Source organism: Phaeobacter sp. CC-HEC084, assembly GCF_059429255.1.
Genome location: NZ_JCAIJQ010000009.1, coordinates 62,827 through 88,915, shown reverse-complemented (window position 1 = coordinate 88,915; position 26,089 = coordinate 62,827). Strand labels below are relative to the sequence as shown.

The following is a 26,089-nucleotide window of genomic DNA, read 5'->3' as shown; positions in this document are numbered from 1 at the left end:
TTTCGGTCGCTGGTACGGCGCATGCGGGCCTGCTATGGACGGGGAGACAGATGTACGGTGGACACCGTACGTTTTGATACCGCCAGACAAAGGCCCGCAGCCATGCCCTCAGAAATCCGTCTCGCATTTGAACACCCTTCGGAACGGTCGATTGCGACCGCCAGCGGTGGTCCTCTGGACCGGATCTCGCTGCGGGATCACCTGGTCGAAGTGGAAATCGGCGCCTTTCAGGCCGAGCGCGGCACTACACAGAGAATCTGTTTCAATGTGGTGGTCGAAGTGGCGCCGCTGCCTGCGGATCTGGATGATGATGTGGATCGCATCCTGTCCTATGACAAGGTGACCGAGGCAATCGCCTATGAGCTGGCCGCCGAGCGGCTGAACCTCCTTGAAACTCTGGCCGAACGCGTGGCCGAACGGGTCCTGCTGGAACCGCAGGCGATCCGCTGTTTCGTACGGGTGGAGAAACTGGACCGTGGACCGGGGGCGCTGGGGGTGGAAATCGTCCGCTCCAAGGATCAGGTCACGCACACGGTGGACGAAGGCGAAGTCCCGCATCCGCGCCTGATGTACCTGTCCAATGAGGCCATCGACAGCGACAATCTGACCGGCTGGATCGATCAGATGGAGTGCCGCCAACGGCCGCTGATCCTTTGTGTCGGCGCGCATCCTCTTGCGGTGCCGCAGACCGGCCACAAGATGACCCAGCGCCGGATCGACCTGCTGGCGATCGAACAGAACGCCTGGCGTCTGGCAGCCAAGGACCACCGCTGCGTTGTGGTGGCGACCCGGACTGAATTGGACTGGGCGATGAAAAACGGCCAGATCTGCGTCTGGGCCCCGTCCAAGATCGTTCTGGATGCCGTCGATGGTCCCTCGGCTGCCCCTGCCGAAGCGGTTGCGCTTGCCTCCTGGTTTGCGGCAACATTCGAAGCAGGAGAGATGATCGTGATCGGTGCGGACCTGCCGACCGATCCGCAGGTGCCCTTGCGCGCCGTCGATATGGAGCAAACCACACTGTGATGTATTACCGCCCGCTGGTGCAGCACGGAGACCTCCGCCCCGAAGGGGCGGTTCCCTTGGCGGGCGGATCTTCGCTGTGGTTTTCCGAAGCAGAGGTGCTGAGCCGCGACGCGCCGCCGCGCCTTATTCCAGCAGGGCTTATCCCGGAAGACATCTGTCACCGGCTAAGTGGCCGCCGCGCTGCGATTGCCGGTCTTGATATGACCCAGCCGCAGGTCATGGGGATTCTGAACGTCACCCCGGACAGTTTTTCAGACGGCGGTCGCCACAGCGGGGTAGAGGCAGGCTGCGCTGCCGCCCTGCGGATGGTCGAGGAAGGCGCTTCGATCATCGATGTGGGCGGCGAATCGACCCGCCCCGGCGCGGATTTCATCCCCGAAGACGAGGAAATCGCCCGCACCGCGCCGGTGATTGCCGCCATCCGCGAGGTGTCGCAGGTGGCCATATCCATTGACACCCGCAAGGCCGAGGTCGCCGCGGAAACGCTGGAGGCCGGGGCCGGGCTGATCAACGATGTGTCGGGATTCACCTTTGATGCCGCATTGGCGCCGCTGGCGGCGCAGGCCGGGGTGCCGGTCTGCGTGATGCATGCGCAGGGCGATCCCGCCACCATGCAGGAAAACCCGGTTTATGAAAATGTGCTGCTGGACGTCTATGACTTTCTGGCGGCGCAGGTGGACCGGCTCGAGGCGACTGGGGTTCTGCGGGACCGGATCGTCATCGATCCCGGCATCGGCTTTGGCAAGACGCAGGAGCACAACCTGACCCTGCTGCGTAATCTTAGCCTGTTTCATGGTCTTGGCTGTCCGATCCTTCTGGGCGTGTCGCGCAAGGGCTTCATCGGTAAGATCGGTCAGGCACCTGCACCAGATGCCCGCGCGCCGGGATCAATCGCCGTCGGGCTCGCTGGTCTGGCGCAGGGCGTTCAGATCCTGCGCGTGCATGACGTGGCAGAGACCGCGCAGGCCGTGCGCCTGTGGCAGGCGGTGCGCTGAAGCAGGCTTAGGCGCGTGAAAAAAGGCGCCGCAAGGCGCCCCACTGGCTGATGCAGAGGCCGCTCAGGATCAGGGCCATCGCCAGGAGCATCGAGGCGGGCAGGGCTTCACCCAGAAAGACCGCGCCGATGACCACGGCCCAGACGGGCACCTGGTAGTTGGTCAGGGTCATGAATGTGGGGCCTGCCTCGCGCACCACGATCACCCGCAGGAAATTGGCTGCAGCGGTTGGGATCAGCCCCAGGAAGGCGATAATCGCAAGCGTGTGACTGTCCGGCATGACCGGAGGGCCTTCGATGGCCCAGGCTGTGGGCAGGATGATGACGCTGCCGATGACCAGCAGGATCGCGGCAAGACCCACCGGATCGACGGGCGGCAGGCGGCGGGTCAGGATCGAGCTGACCGCGTAGCATCCTGCGGCAGAGAGGCAGGCGATACGGCCCAGAAGTTCCAGCTCTGAATTGCTGCTTTCAAAGGCCTTGCCGCCGATCAGCAGGGCAACACCGACAAAACCGATCACAAAGCCGATCACACGCCGCAGGATCATGCGCTCGCCGGGTACAAAAAAATGCGCCAAGGGGAGCACAAAGAGCGGGATTGCTGCCATGCTAAGCCCCGTGAAGCCGGCCGAGACATGCTGCTGTCCCCAATTGATCAGCATGAAGGGAAGGGCCGTGCTGGCAAAGCCGATAATCAGAAGAGGCGTCCAACTGGTCTGCGCCTTGAATAAACCACCGCCTCGCAAGCCCCAGATTGCACAGAGCAAAACGGCGGCAAAGCCAATGCGTCCGGCTGCCAGCCAGAAGGGCGTGATCCCTTCCAGAGCCACTTTGATCAGGGGAAAAGTACCGCCCCAGACCAACCCGAGGGTGGCGATCATGGCCCAGTATTTTCCCATCCGCTCTGGCATCTTTTCGCTGTCCCTAGTTCGCCTGCAAGTGATTGCCCCAAGGTGGGGCAGTCAACCTGACTGACACCTCTCTTGCGTCAGCCGCGCGACAAGACCCGAGCGCTGCGCCGAGGTCAACCAATTAGTCTTTGGTTCAGGGGGCGTTCAGGATTGCGAAGGGCTTGTCGGTTGTCTCAGGAATGGGCAGGGGCGCGGCGGCGGGGCGTGCGGCTCAGCAGCAGCCCGCCAAGGATGAGCACCAAAGCTGCAAAGAGCTGTGGTGGCAGGGTCTCGTTCAGCAGGGTGGCGCCGAACAGCACCGACCAGACTGGCACCTGATAATTCACCGTCGACAGGAAGGAAGGCCCGGCGCTGCGGGCGATTTGCACCAGCAAAACCTGCGCCAGCGCGGTGGGCAGCAGCCCAAGGTACAGAACCGCTGCCAGCGGCGTTGTCTCCGGCAACTGCGGGACGCCCTCGGCCCAGAGCGCGGCGGGCACAATCATCATGGCAGCACAGCTGAGCGCCGCCGCCGAGAGCGACAGCATGTTCACAGAGGGGCAGAGCCGGGTGATGATGGAGCCGACCGCATAACAGAGCGCAGCGCCAAGGCAGGCAAGGCGCGCAAGCGATTCAAAATCCGTGCCCGCGCTGCTGAAGGCCTCAAGCCCGATCAGCACAACCACGCCTGCAAAGCCGGTCAGGAACCCGATACTGCGCCGCAGGGTCATATGCTCGCCCGGCACCAGAAAATGCGATAGCGGCAGCACGAAGAGCGGCACAACTGCCATGCAGACCCCGGCAAAACCGCTGGCCACATGGGTCTGCCCCCAGCTGAGCAGGGTAAAGGGCAGCGCGTTGCTGAAGAAGCCCATGCCAAAGGCGCAGGCCCAGATCAGCCTCCCGGCGCGGTTGGTTATCGGCGGCAGTGAGATCCCCATGGCGCGGATGATGGCCAGCAGGCACAGGGCGCCAACCGTGATCCGCGCGGCTGCGATCGTGACCGGCCCAAGACCATCCAAAGCGACCGAAACCGCCATGAAGGAGGCGCCCCAGATCATGCCGAGAAACAGAAGCTTGATCCAGTTGAGGGTGCCGGGGCCGTCGTGCATGGGAATACTCCGAAAACAAAAGAGGCGCTCCGGTTGCCCGAAGCGCCCTGCAGAGGAATAAGGCGGCGGGACAGGCCCGCCAAGCCGAAAAGGCGCCTTAGTTCTTTTCTTTGTCGACCATCTTGCCGGCCGAGATCCAGGGCATCATGTCGCGCAGTTTCTCACCGACCTGCTCGATCTGGTGCTCGTCGTTCAGACGGCGGGTGCCTTTGAAGAACGGCTGGCCAACGGCGTTTTCCTGCATGAAGTCACGCACGAATTTGCCGGTCTGGATGTCGGTCAGAACCGCTTTCATCCGGGCTTTGGTTTCGTCGTAGGGCAGGATGCGCGGACCCGAGACATACTCGCCGTATTCGGCGGTGTTCGAGATCGAGTAGTTCATGTTCGCGATGCCGCCTTCGTAGATCAGGTCCACGATCAGCTTCACTTCGTGCAGGCACTCGAAATAGGCCATTTCCGGCGCGTAACCGGCTTCGACCAGGGTTTCAAAGCCCATGCGGATCAGTTCAACGAGACCACCGCAGAGAACGGCCTGCTCACCAAAGAGGTCGGTTTCGCATTCTTCGCGGAAGTTGGTTTCGATGATGCCCGAGCGGCCGCCACCGATGGCGGAGCAGTAGGACAAGCCGATTTCCAGCGCCTTGCCGGTGGCGTCATTGTCCACGGCCACCAGGCAGGGCACGCCGCCGCCTTTGGTGTATTCGCCGCGCACGGTGTGGCCGGGGCCTTTGGGCGCCATCATGATGACGTCGACGCCTTCTTTCGGCTCGATCAGGCCGAAATGCACGTTCAGGCCGTGGGCGAATGCGATGGCTGCGCCGGGCTTGATGTTGTCGTGTACGTATTTCTTGTAGGTCTCTGCCTGAAGTTCATCGGGCATGGTGAACATGATCACGTCACACCAGGCTGCCGCTTCGGCGATGCCCATGACCTGCAGGCCTTCGGCTTCGGCTTTCTTGGCCGAGGCAGAGCCTTCGCGAAGGGCGACGACAAGGTTCTTTGCGCCGCTGTCGCGCAGGTTCAGGGCGTGGGCGTGGCCTTGCGAACCGTAGCCCAGGATGGCCACTTTCTTGTCCTTGATCAGGTTCACATCGCAATCGCGGTCATAGTAAACGCGCATGTCAAAATCCTCCGGTTGACGTTTGAGGGTGATCATAGACAGTGAGGGGGCGATTGCGATGGACCTGCGCGCATAAATCGCGCTCATTTTGCAATAGTCATTCGTCGATTTGATCTATACTGACCAAATCATGCTTGATGATCTGGATCGGCGCATTCTGCGCCACATGCAAAGCGAGCCGGAACAATCGATTCCGGATCTTGCTGAACGGCTGGGCCTCACGCCATCGCGCCTGTCGCGGCGGCTGGAAAAGCTGCGCGAGACAGGCGTCATTCTGGGCCAGCACGCGGTGATCGACTGGCGCGCTCTGGGCTATGCGGTAGAGGTCTCCTTGCGGGTGACACTGGACAAGACCAACCCGCGCGCCTTTGACGAATTCCTGGAGGCCGCGCGGCTGATCCCCGAGGTGCTGGAGATCCAGACCTTTCTGGGGCAGGTCGATGTGCGCCTTTCGGTGATTGCTCGCGACATGCCGCATTATCAGGAGATCTACCGGGCCCAGATCCTGACCCTGCCGCATATCACGGATATCGAGGCGTTGATGCATGTGGCCCGGATCAAATCGAACGAAAGCTTGCCACTATGAGCCGCAGCGATCTCGACGATATCGATTTTGCCATCTTGCGGGCGCTGTCGCGGGATGCCACGCGCACTGCCGGGGCGCTGGGGCGGGAACTTGGCCTCAGCCAGCCCGCCACATGGCGCCGCATCCGCCGCCTGCAGCAGGCGGGGATCCTGCTGGGGCGTCGTCTGGATCTGGACCGCAAGAAACTGGGGTTCGGCGTGACGGTGTTTCTGGGCATCAAGCTGGCGACCAAGGGGCGTGTCAGCCTTGAGGACTTCGAACGCGCGGTCTCTGCCATCCCCGAAGTGGAAACGGTGGAGCATATCCTTGGCATGTATGACTACCGCCTGCGCGTCACCGCCCGGGATATCGCCGATTTCGAACGGGTGCTGCGGCGCCGGATCATGACCTTGCCGGGGGTCGGCAACGTGGATGCCAATGTGCTGCTCTCCGAAGAGCGTAGGCCGGGGCCGCTGGGATAGGCAGCGCTTTGTCGATGATCGGAAACCCGATCTCCGATTTCCGTGCTTCGGGGTAACGCTTTGGTCTATGCTTTTCCATCTGTTCTGCACATACCAAGGCCAGTATCGCGCCCCGGTATGCCAAAGTAGACTTTGCCAAAGCAGGGCGACAGCGCTAGCGATAGACAGCAAAAGAAGGAGGATCACCGATGGCATTGCTTGATACCGTGGACCCGAAGGGGCTGGATGAATTTTCGGTGGTCTTCACCGACCGCTCGCTCAACCATATGTCGAAGGCCTTCCAGCAGGTGATGCTGGATATCAGCGACATGCTGAAAGAGGTGTACAGCGCCGAGGCTGTGGCCCTGGTGCCCGGTGGCGGTACCTTCGCGATGGAGGCTGTCGCCCGCCAGTTTGCCCGCGGCGCCAACGCCTTGGTGGTGCGCAACGGCTGGTTCTCCTACCGCTGGAGCCAGATCTTTGAAAGCGGCGGCTTCACCGCCTCAAGCACGGTGATGAAGGCGCGCCAGACCGGCAACAGCACCCCGTCGCCCTTTACCCCCGCGCCGATCGAAGAGGTGGTGCAGGCGATCCGCGAACAAAAGCCCGATATCGTCTTTGCGCCGCATGTGGAAACATCGGCCGGGGTGATCCTGCCGGATGATTATGTTACAGCCATGGCCGCCGCCGCCCATGAGGTCGGCGCGCTGATGGTGCTGGATTGCATCGCGTCGGGCTGTGCCTGGGTCGATATGAAGGCCACTGGCGTTGATGTGCTGATCTCGGCCCCGCAAAAGGGCTGGAGCGCGTCTCCCTCGGCGGGGCTTGTGATGTTCTCCGAGGCGGCGCTGAAACGTCTGGAGGAGACCACATCGGACAGTTTCGCAATCAACCTGAAGCAGTGGCGCGCCATCATGAAGGCCTATGAGGACGGCGGTCACGCCTATCACGCCACCATGCCCACCGATGCGCTGCGCGCCTTCCGCGATACCATGCTGGAAACCCGCGAGTACGGCTTTGACCGGCTGCGGGACGCGCAATGGCAGCTGGGTAACGGCGTGCGCGCCTATCTGAAGGACAAGGGCGTGGTCTCGGTCGCTGCCGAAGGGTTCGGTGCGCCGGGCGTCGTGGTCAGCTATACCAGCGATCCTGAGATTCAGAACGGCAAGAAATTTCTGGCGCTGGGCATGCAGATCGCCGCTGGCGTTCCGCTGCAATGCGACGAGCCCGATGATTTCCGCACCTTCCGTCTGGGTCTGTTCGGTCTTGATAAGCTGTATGATGTGGAAGGCACGCTGAAGCGCCTGACATCGGTTCTGGATCAGGTGCTCTGACCAGATAGCAACATCAGCCTGCTGGGGATCATGTCGGCAGGCTGGCCACCGTTGCCCGGATGAAGTCCTCGCAAAGCGCGGGCTGGGTGATGGGCAGCATATGGCCAAAGCCCGGTTCGATCCGGCATTTGAGGCCAAAAGCCTCCATCGCGCGGCCCTGTTCTTCGGCATTCAGCACTGCGTCATCCGCTCCGAACAGCACCGCGCCGGGCGTGCGCAGCTCGCGCAGGTACCGGTCGGCTTGCTCTGCAATCGTTGGGTAGAGCAGCGTGGCATCGGCAGAAGCCGCGATAAAGCTTTGCGGGCGCAGGCCCAGAATGCCCCCGGCCCGGTCGAGGAAGTCCGGAGGGCAGGTTTCAGGAGCAAAGATCTGCGTCAGAACCGCCTCGGCGGTGCGTTTGGCAGCGGGGATGGCAACCGTATGGGCCATCAGGCGCCGGACCATGGGGGAATGTACGATCAGCCCCTTGAAGGCATCTGCCCCGCCCGCCGAAGGATGGGTCAGGGGCGCCAGCAGCGCCAGCCCCCGGATCCTGTCCGCCGCGGCCAGTGCCATTGCCAGCGATACCGCGCCGCCTAGCGAGTGCCCCACCAGAACCGGGTTCTTCACCCCGTTGGCATCCAGAAGCTCCTGGATCATCGCGGCTTGCGCGGGCAGGCGGGCAAGTGTGTCGCTGTTGCGGGTGGAGTATCCGCAACCGGGCCGGTCCAATGCAATGATATGAAAATCCTGCGCCAGACGTCCGGCCAGCGCATAAGTAAAATGCTGCAATTGCCCCGATAGGCCGTGGATCAGCACCAGTGTCTGCGCTTTATGCGGTCCCATTTCCACGTAATGCAGCCGACCGTGGGCGGTCTGGTGGAACTGTCCGGCCGGAGGCACCAGCTGCTCTGCCGCGCGGGCCTGTTTGCGGGTGCTGAGATGCGCCGCCCCCAATAGCGCGGCAGGCGCGGCGAGCGCTGCAATGGAAAAGGTACTCAAAACAGACATTGAAAACTCCGGGTGGGATTAGCGCTCCTGCGGGGCACCCAGCTCTGAAAGATCCGGGGAGGGCAGGGCGTCCAGCAATTGAAACACCCGGTCCCGGCAGGCTTCGCCGCTCCAGGATGCGGGGTGGAATATCGGCGGCAGGCCGGGGTGGCGCAGCACGATCCGGCGCCAGCGGTGCACGATCAGGGTGCGCAGCGTGGCGATCTGGGCCGGATCCAGATCCGTCGGCGGGGTCTTGATCCCCTGCAGGGCCGTGTTGAGCCTATCGCAGGCCTCTTGCAGGTCCTCAGGGAAGAGACGGTCTTTCAGCCAGACGGGCACCGAGATCTTTGAAAACTCGATGGCCAGCAGGTCATCAAGGTTCCCCGGTATCTTGCCATGGCCAAGGGCGGTGTGCCGGTTAACCGCCACATATTGCGGCAGCAGCAGAACGTCATCCAGCGTGGCCTGTCCTGCGCCTTCCTCACTGATCAGCAGGTGCCAGTCGGTGGGTGCGGGCGGGTGGCGCTCGTAGATGCGCGGGGTCACCGCAGCGGATTGGCTGCGGCCGAATTTCGTCAGGAAATGCACAGAAGCGCGCCCGGAACGGGAGCTTTCGACCCAGCCGTCCTTACGCAGGCGGTGCAGCGCCACGCGGATGGCTTCGGGTTTGATGCCCATGGGCGTGATGATCCGCGTCAGGGCGCTGCCGCTGATCTGGGCGCCCTCCTTCTGCGCAAGATCACCAAAAAGGGAGACGATGATCGACCAGACCCGCAGGTTCTGCGGATCGTTCAGCTGCGCGACGCTGGCTTCAAACCACTGGTTTTGTTCTGTGCTCATTCTCACAGAATAGAATGCCCGGGCCGCTTGCGCTAGCCCGGGCAAAATTTCTCTTTGGTTGCCGCCTGCTATCAGAAGGCGTTCATGGTCAGCAGTTCGTATTCCGCGACCAGTTCGTCGTCCTGATTGGTCAGGGTCACGTGCCAGCGTACCTCGCCGTATTCTTCGTTGCGGGGAGTCTTCTTCTTGACGGTCAGGCGCACCTTGATGCTGTCGCCGGCTGACACCGGTTTCATGAAGCGCAGACCATCAAGGCCGGTGTTGGCCAGCACCGGGCCTTCGTCCGGCTGCACAAAGAGACCCGCGGCAAAGGACAGGAGCAGATAGCCATGCGCGACGCGGCCCGGGAAGAAGGGATTCCGCTTCGCTGCGGCGTCATCCATATGGGCATAGAAGGTATCGCCGGTGAAATGAGCAAAATGTTCGATATCATCAAGTGTAACGGTGCGTGGGGCTGTATGGAGGGTCTCTCCAATTGACAATTCACCATACTTCCGGGTGAAGGGATGCGCCGGAGCCGCGATTTCAGTGCCGCCCGGTACCCATTTGTCACCGATGGCGGAGAGGATATCGGGGCTGCCCTGGATGGCGGTGCGCTGCATGTAATGTTTGACGCCGCGCACGCCGCCCAGCTCCTCGCCGCCGCCGGCGCGACCCGGGCCGCCGTGAACCATATGGGGCAGCGGAGAGCCGTGGCCGGTGGATTCCTTCATCGAGTCGCGGTTGTTGAAATAGAGGCGCCCGTGGAAGGCGCCGGAGCCAAGCGCGACGGCGCGCGCGACTGCCGGATCATGGGTGATGACCGAGGCAACAAGCGAGCCCTGGCCGCGATTGGCCAGCGCGATGGCGTGGTCCAGATCACGATAGCCCATGACGGTCGAGACCGGGCCGAAGGCTTCGGTGTCATGCACATGCACAGCCGTGTCGGGGTCTTCGCAGTGGAACAGCATCGGCGGCACAAAGGCGCCCTGTTCGGCGTCGGCGCCTTCGACGGCAAAATTTTCGGGATCACCAAAGACGCGTTTGGCTTCGGTGCCGATCAGGGCCGCTTTTTCCAGCACGTCGCGTTTCTGACTGCCAGACACCAGCGCGCCCATCCGGGTGGTTTCCAGGCGCGGATCGCCGATCACCACTTTCGCGAGGCGTGCGGACAGGGCCTCGATCACCGCCTGAACCTGCGCTTCGGGGGCGATGATGCGGCGCACGGCGGTACATTTCTGACCTGCCTTGGCGGTCATCTCGCGGCTGACTTCCTTGATGAACAGGTCAAATTCCGGCGTGCCAGGCGCTGCGTCAGGCCCCAGGATCGAGGCGTTGAGGCTGTCCTGTTCGGCCACGAACCGCACTGAGTTCTCAACAATGGCCGGGGTGTTGCGCAGTTTCAGCGCGGTGTTGGCGGAGCCGGTGAAGCTGACCACGTCCTGGCAATCCAGACGGTCCAGCATGTCGCCGATGCCGCCCGAGACAAGCTGCAGCGCGCCCTCGGGCAAGATGCCGCTATCGAGCATGGTCTTTACCGCCAGTTCAGTGACATAGCAGGTCGCGGTCGCTGGTTTCACGATGGCAGGAACACCCGCCAGCAGGGTGGGCGCCAGTTTCTCCAGCATGCCCCAGACCGGGAAGTTGAAGGCGTTGATATGCACCGCAACCCCTTGCAGTGGGGTGCAGATATGCTGGCCGAGGAAGCTGCCTGTGCGGGAAAGCTGTTCGACATCGCCGTCCAGATAGACATGGCCATCGGGCATTTCGCGACGCCCCTTGGAGGCAAAGACGAACATGGTGCCGATACCGCCGTCGATGTCGATCATGTGATCCGATTGCGTGGCGCCAGTGTGGAAGGACAGATCGTAGAGCGCGTCCTTGTGCTTGCCGAGTTCGGTGGCCAGCGCCTTCAGCATGCGTGCGCGGTCGTGGAAGGTCAGTTTGCGCAAGGCAGGGCCACCCACCTTGCGGGCATGATCCAGCATTGCCTGCACATCAAGGTCATCATTGCCGGCGCTGGCGATAGTGGCGCCGGTCACCGCACTGGCGATATTGCGGGCGCCTGCGCCGGGTTTCACCCAGTCTCCGGCGGCGTAGCTGGAAATCTCAAGAAGGCTCATTGCTGTCTCCCTAGGTTGCCCGCGCCAGCTTTGGTCGCCCCGGACACGGGGCAGGATCAGATGCCGCATGGCGGGCAGGATTGATTTGCGATATATATTGACCGTCCGGTCGGTTTATGCAAGAAAATTGTCCAGACGCCGCCCGAGCTGGTGATTTGGGAAAGAAAACAGCCTTCTGGCGGATCAAGTGATACTGGGGGTGAGGGGAATGACAGATTCGATTCTGGTCGCGGATCACGGGCAGTGGGTGGAAATCACCCTGAATCGCCCGGACCGGCTGAACAGCTTCAACGATGAGATGCACAATGCCTTGCGCGCCGCGCTGGAGGCTGCCCGCGATGGCGGCGCCCGAGCGGTTCTGCTGACCGGTGCTGGCCGGGGCTTTTGCGCCGGGCAGGATCTGGGCGACCGCGATCCGCGCAAGATGGACGGCCCGCCGGATCTTGGAAACACCGTACGCACCTTCTATGCGCCGCTGGTGCGGTTGATCCGCTCACTGAATTTCCCGGTGATTTGCGCCGTGAATGGCGTTGCTGCCGGGGCAGGGGCAAATATCGCACTCGCCTGTGACGTGGTTCTGGCGGCCGAAAGCGCCAAGTTCATCCAATCCTTCTCCAAGGTGGGTTTGATCCCCGACACTGGCGGTAGCTGGCATCTGCCGCGTCTTCTGGGTGAAGCGCGCGCGAAGGGGCTGGCCTTTACCGCCGAGCCGCTGCCCGCCAAAAAGGCCGAGGACTGGGGGCTGATCTGGAAGGCGTTGCCGGATGAAGAGCTTATGACCGAAGCCCGCGCCATGGCCGAGAAATTCGGCAATGGTCCGACTCTGGGTCTGGGGCTGACCAAGCAATGTATTCAAGCTGCCGCCGTCGACACGCTGACCGACCATCTGGAGATGGAAGCGGACGCCATGAAAACCTGCGGTGAAAGCGCCGACTATGCCGAAGGCGTTGCCTCTTTCCTGGAAAAGCGCAGCCCGGAGTTCAAAGGCAAATGACCATGACCCCGAAAGAACGCGCGGAAAAATCCAGCGCCGCCATGTGGTCCAGCGACAATGCGTCGAAATGGGCCGGAATGGAGATCGCCGAGGTCGACGCCGGGCGCGCGGTACTGCAGCTGACGGTCGAAGCGCACCATTGCAACGGCCACGGTATCTGCCATGGCGGCGTGACCTTTATGCTGGCCGACAGCGCCTTTGCCTTTGCCTGCAACAGCCGCAATCAGGCCACCGTGGCGCAAAGCAACAGCATTACCTATACCGCGCCGGGACGCCTTGGCGACCGGCTGACCGCCGATGCGCGAGAGGTCTCCTTGACCGGGCGCAGCGGCATCTACGACGTGACCGTCAAAAATCAGGATGATCTGGTGATCGCAGAGTTCCGGGGCCTGTCCCGTGCGATCAAAGGCCAGCTTTTCGAAGAATAGGTGAGGAGGACGCCATGAAAGACCTGACCCCCAACAAGGCCGAGCTCGACCCGATCGAAATCGCCTCCATTGACGAAATCCGCAGCCTGCAGCTGGAGCGCCTGAAATGGTCGCTGCGCCATGCCTATGAAAACGTGCCGATGTACAAGCAGCGGTTCGATGAGGCGGGCGTGCATCCTGACGATCTGCAGCAGCTTTCGGATCTTTCGAAGTTCCCCTTCACCTACAAGAATGACCTGCGCGACAACTACCCGTTCGGTCTCTTTGCCGTGCCGCGCGAGGAAATCATCCGCCTACACGCGTCCTCGGGCACCACGGGCAAGCCGACCGTCGTGGGCTATACCAAGGGTGACATCGACAACTGGGCCGATCTGGTCGCGCGGAGCTTGCGCGCCGCCGGTCTGCGCAAGGGCAACATGGTGCATAACGCCTATGGCTATGGGCTCTTCACCGGCGGGCTTGGCGCCCATTACGGAATCGAACGCCTTGGCGCCACTGTGGTGCCGATGTCCGGCGGCCAGACCGAGAAACAGGTGGGCCTGATCACCGACTTCAAACCTGACGGGATCATGGTGACGCCCTCCTACATGCTCAACATCCTTGAGCAGTTCCACAAGGTGGGACTGGACCCGCGCGACAGCTCGCTGCAGGTGGGTGTCTTCGGCGCCGAGCCCTGGACCGATGCCATGCGCAAGGAGGTCGAAGACGCCTTTGACATGCACGCGGTGGATATTTACGGCCTGTCGGAAATCATGGGGCCGGGTGTGGCCAGCGAATGCGTGGAAACCAAGGACGGCCCGGTCATCTGGGAAGACCACTTCCTGCCCGAGATCATTGACCCCGTCACCGGTGAAGTGCTGCCCGACGGCGAAATGGGCGAGCTGGTCTTTACCACGCTCACCAAGGAAGGCCTGCCGATGGTGCGTTACCGCACCCGCGATCTGACCCGCCTGCTGCCGGGCACCGCCCGCACCATGCGGCGGATGGAAAAGATCACTGGCCGCAGCGACGACATGATCATTCTGCGCGGCGTCAACGTTTTCCCCAGCCAGATCGAAGAGCAACTGATGGCCACCGGTGGTCTGGCGCCGCATTACCAGATCGAGCTTTATAAATCCGGCCGCATGGATGCGATGCGCGTCTTTGTCGAAGCCAACCCGGATGCCACCGACGAAATGTCGAAAACCGCTGCAGCGCGGATGCTGACCAAACGGATCAAGGATATGGTCGGGGTCTCGACCGAGATCATCGTTGGCGAGCCGGGCGAGGTGGAGCGCAGCCAGGGCAAGGCCAAGCGCGTCGTCGACAACCGCGACAAGGGATAACCAGAGCAGTGGCCCGCACGATCGCAAAAGACCATGACCTGAAACGGGCGCAGATCCTCAAATCTGCGGCCAAGGTCTTCGCTGACGCCGGTTATGACCGCGCGTCGATGACCCAGCTGGCGCGGGAGTGCGGGATCTCCAAGGCCAATATCTATCACTACTATGACAGCAAGGATGCCGTTCTCTTCGGCCTCCTTGAAACCTATCTGAGCGATCTGCGGGACCGGGTCTGCGAGCTGGACCTGTCGGGCCTTGAGGCAGAGGCCCGCCTGCGCCGCATCGTGGCGGAAATCCTGCTGGCCTATCAGGGGGCCGATGACGAGCATCAGGTGCAGATCAGCGCCATGTCGGCCCTCCCCGAAGAACAGCAGACATTGCTGCGTGGCTATCAGCGCGAGTTGGTGACCTTCATGAGCGACGCGATCAGCGCCGTCGCGCCGGATGTCTTTGCCGGGAACCCGGCCAAGCTGCGCGCGGCGACCATGTCGGTCTTTGGCATGTTGAACTGGTATTACATGTGGAATTCCGGCGCCGGGTCCGAGGCCCGCGAAGACTATGCCGATATGGTGGCAACGCTGACGCTGAACGGCGTGAAGGGGCTTTGAAAGTCGCTGCCTCCACGCCGTTATTCATGCTCGATCAAGGGCATAAATCATGCACTTTGAGTTCGTCACCAAGGCGAGAAACCTCAAAATAAGCGACTTTGCAGCCGGATGGGGAAAACGCCAGGGGAGGTTCTATGCGCCCCTGGACTTCGTGAATCCAGTCGCTTTGGCCCTGCTTGTCCTCCACGACGCGATAAAGACCCCTTGTTGAGGGGGCTATAGGCCAGCCAGAGATTTGGAAATAGGCTTGGCCGTTGACCGCATATGCATCCTCTTGCGTGTAACAACTGCAACCGCAAGAGAAACAGGCAGATTTTTCCCTCACATAGAGTGGATCGTCAGTCGGCAGCAGGAAACTGGAAAGAACCTCCAGGTCTTCCGAAAGCCACCAGGCTGTTCGCAGGCAGGTTTCCTTTGGCTCCTTGGATTTGCAGTGCGTTTGAAAGGCAAAGAACATCTTGGCGGAGCTGTCCTTGATGACCAGGGGAAGTGACTTGTTTCCGGGATCTTTCACGGGCAGCTCGATTTTCTGAACAGCACCGTCATTGAACGTCAGGAGCCCGATCTTCCCAAGGTGTCTGAAATAGTAGAAATTGATGTAGGGCATGCGGGGAAATCCCTGGTTCATGCCGCGCTGTCGGCTGAGGAAATCCACCTGTGTAATCCGGTGTTTCTCGCCTTCGATCATCATGTATTTGTCGGAACGAAGATGAGTATCGCCCGAATAGACCTTTTCCGACCAGATCGCGCCAGGAACGGTCGGGCTAATGGTGATGTCCGGAACCCAGTACTTGGGCGGATAGGCGGGCTGAAACTCTGACGGGGTCAGCTGACCATCCGAAGTGCGTATGAAGTACGCATTACCCTGCCGTACAAGAAGCTCATCTTCCGACAGCCAATTGATGGGGGTTATCTTGGTGGCGAGGTCGACTTCCCTTTCCGGAACGCATCTTGTGGCCAGAAGCGCAACCAACAGGAGCACCATGAGCGAGATGATGGCTCGCGGTCGTTGATTAAACAATTTGGTCACTCTGATACTTTTTGATCTTTCCGCCATTTTGCATCAGGAGCTTTTATTGTGAAGATCCACCTGGTATTTTTCGGAACCCTTCTGATCTGTAGGGTACTGCAAGTGTCTCCAGCGATCATAACATTACGCGAGACAGCGAAAAAGCCGCCCGAAAGGGCGGCCTTTGGTGATTCGGGAAGCAAAAGCACCGTCATCATTTTTAATGTGGTTTGCGCAGAGGGTTACTCTGCCAACAACCTCAGAGCAGTTCCAGCGAACCTGCGGACTGCTTGCCGTCACGGCCGGTTTCCAGTTCATAGGAAACTTTTTGGTTGTCGTTCAAACCGTTGAGGCCCGAGCGTTCAACCGCCGAGATGTGCACGAACACATCTTTTCCGCCAGCTTCGGGCTCGATAAAGCCGTAGCCTTTAGTTGCGTTGAACCATTTTACGGTGCCATTGGCCATCCGATATCTCCAGTATAGACTTCCTCCGCAACGTGCGAAGGTATTCAAACGCCTATCACAGGCTGACCGGTCCGACCATGCCAATAATGTCATAGGTCTTGCGCAGGATCGGGGCTGTGATTTCGCGGGCACGTTCAGAGCCGCGCGACAGGATGCGGTCGATTTCGTCCTGCTCACCCATCAGCCGGGCCATTTCGGTCGAGATCGGCGCCATCTTGGACACGGCCAGATCTGCCAGCATCGGCTTGAACTCCGAGAACTGCCGCCCGCCAACATCGGCCAGCACCTGGTCCACGGTCTGCTCGGCCAGGGCCGCGTAGATGTTCACCAGATTGCGCGCTTCGGGGCGCTCTTCCAGGCCCTTGGCTTCCGACGGCAGGGCCTCCGGGTCGGTCTTGGCCTTGCGGATCTTCTTGGCGATTGTGTCGGCATCGTCAGTCAGGTTGATGCGGCTTGCATCTGAAGGATCCGATTTCGACATCTTCTTGGAGCCGTCACGCAGACTCATCACCCGCGTGGCGGCACCCTCGATCACCGGCTCGGTCAGTGGGAAGAAATCAACGCCATAGTCGTGGTTGAACTTGGCCGCGATGTCGCGCGTGAGTTCAAGGTGCTGTTTCTGGTCCTCGCCCACCGGCACATGCGTGGCGTGGTAGATTAGGATGTCCGCCGCCATCAGCGACGGATAGGCCAGAAGACCCAGCGAGGCGTTCTGCTGGTTCTTGCCCGCCTTGTCTTTCCACTGGGTCATCCGCTGCATCCAGCCCATGCGGGCGACACAGTTGAAAACCCAGGCCAGTTGCGCATGTTCAGGCACCTGGCTCTGGTTGATGAGAATGGATTTCTCCGGATCAAGCCCGGCGGCAATGAACCCGGCGCACAGTTCGCGGGTGGCTTTCTTCAGATCGTTGGGATCCTGCCAGACGGTGATCGCGTGCAGGTCGACCATGCAGTAGATGGTCTCCATGTCCTTGTCCTGCCAGTCGACAAACCGTTTGAGAGCGCCAAGGTAGTTGCCAAGGTGCAGGTTGCCCGAGGGCTGGATGCCGGAAAAGACACGCGGCGTGAAAGTGGTCTCGGTCATCGAGAAACTCCCGTCTGGAAATAGGGCCTGCGGTGGCTTAACCATGGGCGCAACGGTCGTCAACAGCCCGTCCAGGTGGCGGGTCCACAAGGGCGCGTCAAAAGGCCGGGACAGGCAAAAAGGGCAGGAAAGAAATGAGCAGCAGTGAAAACCCATCACCCGTGAACCCGCTGCCGCCCGTGGTGGTGGCGCTGGTGCTGGTTATCATGGGGATCGAGGCGGCGTTTTCGCTTGGCGCGCGCGGCATCGTCGGAGGCCCGTCCGCCGTGGGCTGGCGGCTGGAGGCTTTCCAGTCTTACGCGTTTTCGGCCGAGATCTTCTGGTGGATGTGGGAGACCGGACAATGGCCCGCGCAGCATCTGCTGCGGTTTGTCTCCTTTGCCTTTGTGCACGGCAGTTTCACCCACGCGCTGTTTGTCTGCGTCTTCGTGCTGGCCATGGGCAAGATGGTCGGAGAGGTCTTCGGCGATATTGCCATGATCCTGATCTTCGTGCTGTCGGCAGTCGGTGGGGCGCTGGGCTATGCGATTTTCTCCGGCAGTCCGGTACCCCTGATCGGCGGATTTCCGGCGGTTTACGGGTTGATCGGGGCCTTTACCTATATCCTGTGGCGACAATTGTCGCTGGTGGGCGCGCAGCAGAGCCGGGCGTTCTCGCTGATTGCCTTTCTGATGGGGATCCAGCTGCTGTTTGCGCTGCTGTTTGGCGGCCAACCCGACTGGATCGCGGATCTGACGGGTTTTGCCACCGGGTTCTTCCTGTCGTTTTTCCTGGCGCCCGGCGGCTGGGCGCGGTTCCGCAACAAGATCCGTCACGACTGAACGCGGGCAGGGGGCTCCCGCCCGGATTGCGGCAGGACACCATGCCTGATCCCGTTGGGCCGGGCGCCGTGCCAGGGCGCGGCGCGGTCAGCCCCGGTTGCGGCGGAGTGCCTTTTTGAATTCTGCGAGCCGGAAGGCGCCAACGGCCTGTCCGACGCCAAAGTAGATCACCGCCCCGGTCAGGATCAGTCCCAGAAGGGCCAGATAGCGCCAGCTTGGCAGGTAGAAGAGCCAGGCCAGCTGCTGTGTGCCGATATGAAGCACCGCGCCCATCAGCAGCGAGACCGCAAGAATGCGCCAGCCGCGTCGGAAGAAACGCGCATCAAAGCGGGCGACATCCCCCATGCGGCGCCCGGCCCCCATCCACAGCAGAGCGACCATCGCCCAGCCTGCCGTCGATGCGGCGATGGCGGGAGAGACCCAGCCCACAAGTGGCTTCAACCCGATGGCCAGCACCGCATTAAGGATCATCGCCACCAGCGCGTAGTAGAACGGCGTGCGGGTGTCCTGGCGGGCAAAATAGAGCGGTTGCAGGACCTTTTGCAGCACGAAGGCAGGCAGCCCGGCGCCGTAGATCGCCACAGCCAGGGCAATGGCCGCCACGTCCTCGGGGCCTGTTGCGCCGCGTTCGTAGAGCACCGAAACCAGCGGCACCGGCACCGCGATGAAAGCGGCAGCCGAGGGCAGTGTCAGCAGCAATGAGAACTCCCCGGCGCGCGAAAGCCCCTCGCGCGCGCCCGTATCATCACCTGCCCGCAGGCGCCGGGTCAGATCCGGTAGCAGCACGATGCCGACAGCAATCCCGACCACGCCAAGCGGCAGTTGATACAGACGGTCGGCAATGAACAGCCAGCTGACCGCGTTCTCAATATCCGAGGCGACCAGCTGCCCCACCACCAGATTGACCTGGGTGACGCCCATGGCCAGCGCGGCCGGAATCGCCACCCGCACGAGGCGGCGCATGGCGGGGGTGACGCGCGGCAGGCCGGGGCGCAGGCGGATGCCCGCACGCTCGGTCGCGCGCCAGACCAGTGCCAGTTGCGCAACGCCAGCAACCGGGATGGTCCAGACCAGCCAGGTGATGACCTCATGGCCAAGCGCTGCCCCAGTGATCATCGCGCTGCAGGCAAAGATATTGAGCAGCACCGGCGCCGCCGCAGCAGCAGCAAAACGCCCCGTAGCATTCAGAACACCGGAAAACAGCGCCGCCAGCGACATGAACAGGATGTAGGGAAAGACGATATGACCATAGCCGACGGCCAAATCGAAACGCGCATCCCCGACAAAACCCTCGGCCGTGGCCCAGACGAGGGCGGGCATGAAGACCATGCCAAGGCCGGTCAGGGCCAGTACCGCAGCGGCGAGCAGGTTGAACGCCTGTTGGGCGAAGCCTTCTGCGTCTTCATTGGCCTCTAGCCGGTCGGCGAACTGGGGCACAAAGGCTGCGTTGAAGGCACCTTCGGCAAAGAAGCGGCGGAACAGGTTGGGCAGGCGGAAGGCAGCGACAAAGGCATCAAGCACCGGACCGGGGCCGATATAGGCGGCGATCAGGATTTCGCGCACAAAGCCGAGGATGCGGCTGGCCAGTGTCCAGAAACCAACCGTGACAAAGCCGGACAGCAGTTTGATCGGCTTCATGAACCGGCTCGCTTGGCCCCGGCGGAAATGGCCTCGCGCAGCTTGCGCTCAAGGGTCTTCTGCTTGGATTCCGAGTGGTATTTCAGGCCGAACATGTCTTTGACATAGAAGGAATCGACCACCTGTTCGCCGTAGGTCGCGATCACCGCATTGGCGATATAGACATTGGCATCTGCAAGGGTGCGCGCCAGATCATACAGCAGGCCAGCCCGGTCACGGGTATCCACCTCGATGATGGTGTAGATCTCTGACCCTTCGTTATCAAAGGTGATGTGGGTCGGCACGTTGAAGGCCTTTTCACGCTTCTTGATCTTGTCGCGCGACACCAGCGCCTCGCGGGCGATGACCTCACCCTTCAGGGTTTTCAGGATCATCTGGGTCAGGCGGGGCAGGCGCGAGGCCTCATAGGGGTGGCCTTCGGCGTCCTGAATCCAGAAGGCATCGGTCACATAGCCGTCCTTGGTCGTATAAGAGCGTGCATCGACGACATTGGCCCCGACCAGTGCCAGGGCGCCCACCATACGGGCAAAGATGCCGGGATGGTCGGCCATGGCAAAACAGGCGCGGGTGGCATCGCGGTCTTCATCGGGATGCATGCGGATGATGACTTCACCCGGATCACCGATCTCTTCCAGCTCGCGCAGCATTTCGGCAAAATCCACATGCGCGGTTACATGCAGGCCTTGCCAATAGGGCGGATAATGGCGCGAGGTTTCGCGTTTGAGATCGGATTTGCTCCAGTCTGGCAGCGCCGCGCGCAGGCGCTTCTTGGCGGCTGTGCCTCGGTGCTCGCGGTTCAGCGCCTCCATGCCGTCTTCCAGCGCGCGGCGGGTCTGGTTGTAAAGCGAGCGCAGCAGGGCGGCTTTCCAGTTGTTCCAGGTGTGCGGTCCGACGCCGCGGATATCGCAGACGGTCAGCAACAGAAGCAGATCCAGCCGTTTCACCGATTGCACCGCCTTGGCAAATCCGCGCACGGTGCGCGGATCGGCAATATCGCGTTTTTGCGCCATGTCCGACATCAGAAGGTGATAGCGCACCAGCCATTCGACGGTCTCGCTGTCGGATTTGTTGAGCCCCAGCCGCGGCGCCACCTTGCGGGCGATCTGGGCGCCAAGGATCGAATGGTCCTGTTCGCGCCCCTTGCCGATATCGTGCAGCAGCATGGCCACCATCAGAACCTTGCGGTTGACCCCTTTGCGCAGCACTTCGGAGGAAACTGGCAGTTCGTCTTCCAGCTCGCCACGTTCAATGGATGCAAAGTTCGAGATCACCTGAATGGTATGCTCGTCCACCGTGTAGGAATGGTACATGTTGAACTGCATCATAGCCACGATCGGTTCGAATTCCGGCAGGAAGGCAGAGAGGACGCCAAGCTCGTTCATGCGGCGCAGCGCGCGTTCGGGGTTTCCGTGCTTCAGCAGCAGATCCAGAAAGATGCGGCAGGCTTCCTTGTTGGCGCGCATTTCATCATCGATCAGGTCCAGATTGGCCGTGACCAGACGCATCGCATCAGGGTGGATCAGCATGCCTGTGCGCAGACCTTCTTCGAAGATCCTGAGCAGGTTCAGCTTGTCCGCCAGAAACTCTTCGGGATCGACGATATCCAGCCGGTTGTGCACCACCTTGTAGCCGGTTTTGATTTTTGGGCGGCGGCGGAAAATCCGTTCCAGCAGCGGTTCGCCCTTTTGCTGGCTTGCCTCAAGCTTGGTCAGGAAAATGCGGGTGATATCCCCGACCTGGGTGGCCTTGCGGAAATAGTCCTGCATGAAGACTTCGACGCCGCGCCGCCCGGCGCGGTCCTGATAGCCCATGCGCTCGGCGACCTCGACCTGCAAATCGAATGTCAGCTGCTCGGTTGCGCGCCCTGTTGCCAGATGCATGTGCGAGCGCACCGCCCAGAGAAAATTCTCGGCCTCGGCGAAGAATTCGAACTCTTCCCGGCTGAACAGACCCAGCGGCACCAGTTCGGCGACGTCCTGCACCTGATAAAGATACTTGGAGATCCAGAAAAGCGATTGCAGGTCGCGTAACCCGCCTTTGCCTTCCTTTACATTGGGTTCGACCATGTAACGCTCACCCTGTTTCAGGTGGCGTTCGTCCCGTTCGGCCAGCTTGGCCTCGACGAATTCACGTGCATCCTTGGAAAAGAGATCGCTGCGCAGCCGGTTGTCCAGCTCTTGGGCAAGGTCGGCGTCACCGGACAGGAAACGATGTTCCAGCATGGCGGTGCGGATGGTGTAATCCTCGGCGCCAAGGCGGATGCAATCCTTGATCGTGCGGCTGGAGTGGCCGACCTTCAGCCGCAGGTCCCACAGCATATAAAGCATCGATTCAATGACGCTCTCGGCCCAAGCGGTGATCTTGTAGGGGGTCAGAAACAGCAGGTCGACGTCCGAAAACGGCGCCATTTCGGCCCGGCCGTAACCGCCCACGGCCATTACGGCGATACGTTCGCCCTGGGTCGGGTTGGCCAGCGGATGCAGGAACTGGGTGGCGGCCCGGAAGGCGGTCGTGACCAGCCCGTCGGTCAGGTGGCTGTAGGACTGGGTCAGCGCACGGGCGGCAAAGGGCGCCGCGGTAAAGGCTTCGGCAATCGCCGCGCGGCCTTCCTTGTTGGCCTCACGCAGCAGACGGACCACCTCTGCGCGCAGCGCTGCCGCCTCCATGTCCTTGGCTGCGGCAGCAATCTGCTCGTGTATCGCCGCAGCGTCAAAAATCTTGTCTGCGGCGCAGATCAGCGGGCCTTTGACCGGGGCGAGGGGCGGGGTGCCTTGATGGGCCGGATCAGAATCCTGTGCCGGAGAAGCTGCTGGGAGCTGGGTCAATGACGACCACCTTCTGTTCTTGGATTGTTGCGACCGCAAGGCCGCGTTCATTGGTTCCATCGGCGCGCAGGCGGAAGATACCGCCAGTACCCTGGAAGCCTGCGCCCTGGGTCAGGGCGGCGCCGGTTAGGGCGTCGGATTTCCCGGCACTGACCAGAGCCCCGATCGCGGCGATACCGTCATAGGCAAGCCCGCCGATGGAATGCGGAGCGCCCCCGTAGGCAGAGCTGTAGCGGGTAATGAACTGCTGCGATTTGCTCGGGTCGGGCAGGGCAAACCAGCCGCCCTGCACACCGGGCAGGGACAGGGTTGGCGAGGGGATGTCCCAGCGAGTCAGACCGATGTACTGGGTGCTTTCCTTATCCAGGCCCGCTTCGGGCAGAAGCTGGGTCAGCAGCGGCAGGGCGCCTGCGGTGGTCGCCGTCATGAAGACGGCGTTGGCATTGTTGGCACGCGCGGTGTCGCGGATCGGGCCGACGGCGTCGATCACGCCTTTCTGGGACAGCTCATATCCGACCGACCCGGCAATGGTTGCACCAGTGCGCCCGGCTGCGGCCTGAATGGCAGCGCTTCCTGCACGGCCCGCAGCGTCATTGCCGCTGACGATCACGATATTGCCGCGCCCCTGGCGCACAGCGTATTCGGTCAGGCGCTGGGCGGTATTGGCAAAGGTCGCCCCCAGGATAAAGACATTGCCGCCGGCGATTGCGGTGTTGTTGGAAAAGGCCAGCACGTTGACGTTGCGCTTGGCCGCGGCGACGCCTGCAGCATTTGCGGCTTCGGCATAGACCGGACCAAGGATAATTCGCGCGCCGTCGTTGATGGCCTGGGTGGCCGCATTGGCTGCTGTCGCCGGATCGCCTGCTGTGTCATAGACCTTGAGGTCCACCTGCACGCCCTTCAAATCGCCGATCGCCAGACGCGCCGCGTTTTCGAGGCTTTGCGCCAGGACGCTGTCGCCGGATTTGGCCGATCCGCGCGGCACCAATAGCGCCACGGGAACCGGTTTCGAGGTGTTGATGCTCGGGCCGCTTCCGATGCTGGTCGGGTTGCAGGCGCTCAGAGCAAAGGCGGAAATTGCGGTAATCGCGGCGAATGCCGCCTTGCGGGCCTGTTTGAAAACGGCGAACATGATGGACCTGAAACTCCCCTTTTCCGGCGCAGGGCGCCGTGTTGGTGGCCGTATTGGTTTAAGGGGATCATAAACGACCAAAAAGGCGGGTCCAGCGTGAATCATCAGATCGTCAAATTGTTGCCGGGGCTGCACTTTGTGGCCACGCCCATCGGCACCGCGCGCGACATCACCCTCAGGGCGCTGGATGTGCTGGCGTCGGCTGATGTGATCGCCGCCGAGGACACCCGGTCGCTGCGCAAGCTGATGGAAATTCATGGTGTGCCGCTGAACGGACGCCAGATCATCGCCTACCATGATCACAGCGGCGCAGGCGCCCGGGCAAGGCTGATGCAGGCGATGGAGGCGGGGCAGTCGGTTGCCTATGCGTCTGAGGCAGGCATGCCGCTGATCGCCGATCCGGGCTATGATCTGAGCCGCGCGGCAGCTGAAGCCGGGCATAAGGTTACCGTAGCGCCGGGTGCCTCGGCGGCGCTGGCAGCGCTGACACTGGCGGGCTTGCCGACCGATGCGTTCTTTTTCGCCGGATTCCTGCCCAACGCCAGCGGCGCCCGACGCAAGCGGCTGGAAGAGCTGCGAAACGTGCCCGGAACCCTGATTTTCTACGAATCGCCCAAACGCATCGCTGCCTCGGTGGCGGATATGGCGGCAGTTCTCGGGGACCGGCCTGCCGCCCTTTGCCGCGAGTTGACCAAGAAATTCGAAGAGATCCGGCGCGGCAGCCTGAGTGATCTGGCGGCCGGGCTGGAGGAGAAACCGGTGAAGGGCGAGATTGTCATGCTGGTGGATCGCGCCCATGGCGAAGAGGTAAGCGAAGCCAGCCTTGAGGAAGACCTGCGCGCGGCGCTGAAGGACAATTCGGTAAAGGATGCCGCATCCATCGTGGCGGAAACCCACGAATTGCCGCGCCGCAAGGTCTACCAGCTTGCCCTGCAACTGGCCAAGGACGCAGGCTGAGCGGATGGAGGGGCGACACCATCAAGGCCAGCGCGCCCATCTGGCTGGAAAGGCTGCCGAAGACGCAGCCGCGCGCGCCTATGAGGCACGGGGCTACCGCGTGGAAGCCCGGCGCTGGCGCGGCCCCGGGGGTGAGATCGACCTGATCCTGCGCAAGGGGGACATGCTGATCTTTGCCGAGGTCAAGCACAGCGCCACATTCGCATCCGCCGCCGCCCGCATCACGCCCACACAGATGCAGCGGATCCAGGCCAGCGCCGCGCATTTTCTGGAAGGAGAACCTCGGGGGCAGCTGACCGAGGCGCGGCTTGATGCCGTGTTTGTGAACGGCGAAGGGCAGGTCGAGATCCTCGAAAACGCCTTTGGTCAGGGCTGACAGCGTTCTGCTCTATTGAACCTTTGTGCCCGCTGGGCCATCTATTTGCCGAAACAAAAGGGATGCACTTCATGAAAATCGCCTTCCAGATGGACCCGGTCATGGGCGTCGACATCAATGCCGACAGTAGCTTCCGCCTTGCTGAAGAGGCGCAGGCGCGCGGGCACGAGCTGTTTTACTACAGCCCCGATCACCTCGCCTATCAGGAAGGGCGCATCACCGCCCGCGGCTATGACATGACCGTGCAGCGCGTCGCCGGGACCCCGGCGGTGCTGGGCGACGAGCGCGAGGTGGATCTTGCGGATTTCGATGTGGTCTGGCTGCGGCAGGACCCGCCGTTCGACATGCATTACATCACCTCGACCCATCTGCTGGACCGCCTCAAGGGGCAGACGCTGGTGGTGAATGATCCCTTCTGGGTGCGCAATTACCCGGAAAAACTGCTGGTTCTGGATTTCCCCGACCTGACGCCGCCCACGGCGATTGCCCGCGATCTGGACACGATCAAGGCGTTCAAGGCCAAGCATGGCGACATCATCCTGAAGCCGCTTTACGGCAATGGCGGCGCCGGGGTGTTCCGTCTGGACGCCAACGACCGCAACCTGACCTCGCTGCACGAGCTGTTCACCGGCTTCAGCCGCGAGCCGCTGATCGTGCAGAAATTCCTGCCCGATGTCAGCAATGGCGACAAACGTGTCATTCTGGTGGACGGCGAACCCGTTGGCGCCATCAACCGCGTGCCCGCCGCCGGTGAGACACGGTCTAACATGCATGTGGGCGGACGCCCGGAAAAGATCGGCCTGACCGAGCGTGACCGTGAGATCTGCGCCGCCATTGGCCCGCTTCTGAAGGAAAAGGGCCAGATTTTTGTCGGCATCGACGTGATCGGTGATTACCTGACAGAGATCAACGTGACCTCGCCCACCGGCATTCAGGAGCTGGAACGCTTTGATGGCGTGAATATCGCCGAGAAAGTCTGGCAGGCGATCGAATCCAAACTGTAAGACACATCCGG

Annotated in this window: 25 protein-coding genes; 13 read left to right on the top strand and 12 right to left on the bottom strand. The window is 61.8% G+C overall.

The features are described 5' to 3' along the window. Positions 1-102: 102 nt before the first annotated feature. Positions 103-1,023 (top strand): dihydroneopterin aldolase, encoded by a 921-nt coding sequence (locus AC5SSZ_RS17590; protein WP_274867064.1) that lies wholly within the window; start codon positions 103-105, stop codon positions 1,021-1,023. Beyond that, entirely contained in the window at positions 1,020-2,018 is a 999-nt protein-coding gene (folP, locus tag AC5SSZ_RS17585; RefSeq protein ID WP_274834480.1) for a dihydropteroate synthase, read from the top strand. Before AC5SSZ_RS17590 ends, folP begins: the two co-directional genes overlap by 4 nt. Before the next feature lie 7 nt (positions 2,019-2,025). Here folP and AC5SSZ_RS17580 read toward each other — a convergent pair whose 3' ends face one another. The 3 genes from AC5SSZ_RS17580 to ilvC form a co-directional block, all read right to left on the bottom strand. Beyond that, the gene (locus AC5SSZ_RS17580; RefSeq protein WP_370570507.1) at positions 2,026-2,928 is read right to left on the bottom strand and encodes a DMT family transporter; all 903 of its coding nucleotides are present in this window, start codon (positions 2,926-2,928) and stop codon (positions 2,026-2,028) included. Between the two features lie 173 nt (positions 2,929-3,101). Beyond that, positions 3,102-4,019, bottom strand: a complete 918-nt coding sequence (locus AC5SSZ_RS17575) for a DMT family transporter (protein ID WP_368947159.1) — start codon at positions 4,017-4,019, stop codon at positions 3,102-3,104. Between the two features lie 97 nt (positions 4,020-4,116). After that, positions 4,117-5,139 carry a ketol-acid reductoisomerase gene (gene ilvC / locus AC5SSZ_RS17570; RefSeq protein ID WP_065273738.1) on the bottom strand — a complete coding sequence of 341 codons (1,023 nt, stop codon included), beginning with the start codon at positions 5,137-5,139 and terminating at the stop codon, positions 4,117-4,119. Between the two features lie 130 nt (positions 5,140-5,269). On the opposite strand from ilvC, the gene AC5SSZ_RS17565 reads away from it, so the two are divergent. The 3 genes from AC5SSZ_RS17565 to AC5SSZ_RS17555 all read left to right on the top strand — a co-directional run bounded on the left by AC5SSZ_RS17565 (position 5,270) and on the right by AC5SSZ_RS17555 (position 7,499). Then, positions 5,270-5,725: an Lrp/AsnC family transcriptional regulator gene (locus AC5SSZ_RS17565; RefSeq protein ID WP_065272732.1), complete on the top strand. Its 456-nt coding sequence runs from the start codon at positions 5,270-5,272 to the stop codon at positions 5,723-5,725. Beyond that, positions 5,722-6,186 (top strand): Lrp/AsnC family transcriptional regulator, encoded by a 465-nt coding sequence (locus AC5SSZ_RS17560; protein ID WP_065272733.1) that lies wholly within the window; start codon positions 5,722-5,724, stop codon positions 6,184-6,186. Before AC5SSZ_RS17565 ends, AC5SSZ_RS17560 begins: the two co-directional genes overlap by 4 nt. 188 nt (positions 6,187-6,374) lie before the next feature. After that, on the top strand, positions 6,375-7,499 hold the full coding sequence (locus AC5SSZ_RS17555) for an aminotransferase class V-fold PLP-dependent enzyme (RefSeq protein WP_065272734.1): 1,125 nt from the start codon (positions 6,375-6,377) through the stop codon (positions 7,497-7,499). Between the two features lie 28 nt (positions 7,500-7,527). Here the strand turns inward: AC5SSZ_RS17555 and AC5SSZ_RS17550 are convergent, their stop codons facing one another. The 3 genes from AC5SSZ_RS17550 to paaZ form a co-directional block, all read right to left on the bottom strand. Continuing rightward, complete coding sequence (locus tag AC5SSZ_RS17550) at positions 7,528-8,490, bottom strand: alpha/beta fold hydrolase (RefSeq protein ID WP_495439121.1); 963 nt, start codon at positions 8,488-8,490, stop codon at positions 7,528-7,530. Between the two features lie 18 nt (positions 8,491-8,508). Next, entirely contained in the window at positions 8,509-9,312 is an 804-nt protein-coding gene (locus tag AC5SSZ_RS17545) for a PaaX family transcriptional regulator C-terminal domain-containing protein (protein WP_369000731.1), read from the bottom strand. Positions 9,313-9,383: 71 nt separating this feature from the next. Further along, positions 9,384-11,414, bottom strand: a complete 2,031-nt coding sequence (gene paaZ, locus AC5SSZ_RS17540) for a phenylacetic acid degradation bifunctional protein PaaZ (RefSeq protein ID WP_495439119.1) — start codon at positions 11,412-11,414, stop codon at positions 9,384-9,386. Between the two features lie 208 nt (positions 11,415-11,622). Here paaZ and paaG point away from each other — a divergent pair, with 208 nt between their 5' ends. Genes paaG through AC5SSZ_RS17520 form a run of 4 tightly spaced genes read left to right on the top strand, consistent with a single transcriptional unit; the run spans position 11,623 to position 14,766 of the window. Next, positions 11,623-12,408, top strand: coding sequence for a 2-(1,2-epoxy-1,2-dihydrophenyl)acetyl-CoA isomerase PaaG (gene paaG / locus AC5SSZ_RS17535; protein WP_065272738.1), 786 nt, complete (start codon positions 11,623-11,625; stop codon positions 12,406-12,408). A 2-nt stretch (positions 12,409-12,410) separates the two neighbouring features. Continuing rightward, the gene (gene paaI / locus AC5SSZ_RS17530) at positions 12,411-12,836 is read left to right on the top strand and encodes a hydroxyphenylacetyl-CoA thioesterase PaaI (protein WP_495439117.1); all 426 of its coding nucleotides are present in this window, start codon (positions 12,411-12,413) and stop codon (positions 12,834-12,836) included. Positions 12,837-12,850: 14 nt separating this feature from the next. Next, a complete protein-coding gene (gene paaK, locus AC5SSZ_RS17525) occupies positions 12,851-14,161 on the top strand; it encodes a phenylacetate--CoA ligase PaaK (RefSeq protein ID WP_274827783.1) in 1,311 nt (436 codons plus the stop codon). Between the two features lie 8 nt (positions 14,162-14,169). Then, positions 14,170-14,766, top strand: coding sequence for a TetR/AcrR family transcriptional regulator (locus AC5SSZ_RS17520; RefSeq protein WP_274834472.1), 597 nt, complete (start codon positions 14,170-14,172; stop codon positions 14,764-14,766). Positions 14,767-14,800: 34 nt separating this feature from the next. On the opposite strand, the gene AC5SSZ_RS17515 is transcribed toward AC5SSZ_RS17520, so the two are convergent. The 3 genes from AC5SSZ_RS17515 to trpS all read right to left on the bottom strand — a co-directional run bounded on the left by AC5SSZ_RS17515 (position 14,801) and on the right by trpS (position 17,325). Then, the gene (locus tag AC5SSZ_RS17515; protein ID WP_495439114.1) at positions 14,801-15,796 is read right to left on the bottom strand and encodes a hypothetical protein; all 996 of its coding nucleotides are present in this window, start codon (positions 15,794-15,796) and stop codon (positions 14,801-14,803) included. 238 nt (positions 15,797-16,034) lie between these two features. Continuing rightward, positions 16,035-16,241: a cold-shock protein gene (locus AC5SSZ_RS17510; protein WP_065272741.1), complete on the bottom strand. Its 207-nt coding sequence runs from the start codon at positions 16,239-16,241 to the stop codon at positions 16,035-16,037. Positions 16,242-16,296: 55 nt separating this feature from the next. Continuing rightward, positions 16,297-17,325, bottom strand: a complete 1,029-nt coding sequence (gene trpS / locus AC5SSZ_RS17505; RefSeq protein ID WP_065272742.1) for a tryptophan--tRNA ligase — start codon at positions 17,323-17,325, stop codon at positions 16,297-16,299. Between the two features lie 134 nt (positions 17,326-17,459). Between trpS and AC5SSZ_RS17500 the strand changes: the two genes are divergently transcribed. Further along, positions 17,460-18,146 carry a rhomboid family intramembrane serine protease gene (locus AC5SSZ_RS17500; protein WP_495439111.1) on the top strand — a complete coding sequence of 229 codons (687 nt, stop codon included), beginning with the start codon at positions 17,460-17,462 and terminating at the stop codon, positions 18,144-18,146. Positions 18,147-18,233: 87 nt separating this feature from the next. Here AC5SSZ_RS17500 and murJ read toward each other — a convergent pair whose 3' ends face one another. From murJ to AC5SSZ_RS17485, 3 genes are read right to left on the bottom strand one after another with little or no spacing between them, the layout of a single operon-like run. After that, a complete protein-coding gene (gene murJ, locus AC5SSZ_RS17495) occupies positions 18,234-19,784 on the bottom strand; it encodes a murein biosynthesis integral membrane protein MurJ (RefSeq protein ID WP_495439109.1) in 1,551 nt (516 codons plus the stop codon). Then, positions 19,781-22,609, bottom strand: a complete 2,829-nt coding sequence (locus tag AC5SSZ_RS17490; RefSeq protein ID WP_495439107.1) for a [protein-PII] uridylyltransferase — start codon at positions 22,607-22,609, stop codon at positions 19,781-19,783. Before AC5SSZ_RS17490 ends, murJ begins: the two co-directional genes overlap by 4 nt. Further along, a complete protein-coding gene (locus tag AC5SSZ_RS17485; RefSeq protein ID WP_065272746.1) occupies positions 22,569-23,741 on the bottom strand; it encodes a penicillin-binding protein activator in 1,173 nt (390 codons plus the stop codon). The genes AC5SSZ_RS17490 and AC5SSZ_RS17485 overlap by 41 nt, the downstream gene beginning before the upstream one ends. A gap of 96 nt (positions 23,742-23,837) precedes the next feature. Between AC5SSZ_RS17485 and rsmI the strand changes: the two genes are divergently transcribed. The 3 genes from rsmI (at position 23,838) to gshB (ending at position 26,078) form a co-directional block, all read left to right on the top strand. Then, positions 23,838-24,698 (top strand): 16S rRNA (cytidine(1402)-2'-O)-methyltransferase, encoded by an 861-nt coding sequence (gene rsmI / locus AC5SSZ_RS17480; RefSeq protein WP_065272747.1) that lies wholly within the window; start codon positions 23,838-23,840, stop codon positions 24,696-24,698. 4 nt (positions 24,699-24,702) lie between these two features. Continuing rightward, on the top strand, positions 24,703-25,074 hold the full coding sequence (locus AC5SSZ_RS17475) for a YraN family protein (protein ID WP_274827787.1): 372 nt from the start codon (positions 24,703-24,705) through the stop codon (positions 25,072-25,074). 71 nt (positions 25,075-25,145) lie between these two features. Then, complete coding sequence (gshB, locus tag AC5SSZ_RS17470) at positions 25,146-26,078, top strand: glutathione synthase (protein WP_495439105.1); 933 nt, start codon at positions 25,146-25,148, stop codon at positions 26,076-26,078. Positions 26,079-26,089 lie beyond the last annotated feature (11 nt).